1 protein-coding gene is annotated in these 390 nt (G+C 51.0%); it reads right to left on the minus strand.

All coding sequences use genetic code 11. The annotated features are described in order from the left end of the window. The coding region (locus tag FRY97_RS22105; RefSeq protein WP_147169789.1) for a tetratricopeptide repeat protein at nt 1-390 on the minus strand (390 nt) is incomplete at both ends.

Consider the following 390-nt stretch of genomic DNA (forward strand, 5'->3'; position numbering starts at 1 on the left):
TTGCCCATCTCCCGGGCAAGGTCTGATAGTTTTAAGGCAAACTCTTTTACCGAAGTCCAAACCTCAACCGACTGTGCCTCCGCCAGGGCCTGCTCATAAAACAGATAAGCAGAGTCCAAGTCGTTCATGCGCTCCAGCAATTTGCCTTTATAAAACAGAGCTGCACTATGAAGTACCCAGTCCTCCTCTTTTTGGGCAACAGCCAATGCATCATAGAGCAGGCTATCGGCCTCCCGTAGTTGGCCTGTGCCCAACCACACATCGGCTAAGCTGATCTTTGTAGCTGTCCTGACCCGGTCGTATCCTTCTGCACCGGAAAATACCGCCAGGCTTTGGTCAAAATAGGAGACCGCTTGCTCATAGTCCTTTTCTTCCGCATAGACTTGGCCT

Origin of the sequence: Phaeodactylibacter luteus, from assembly GCF_007993045.1 — a bacterium.
GTDB classification, from domain to species: Bacteria; Bacteroidota; Bacteroidia; order Chitinophagales; family Saprospiraceae; genus Phaeodactylibacter; species Phaeodactylibacter luteus.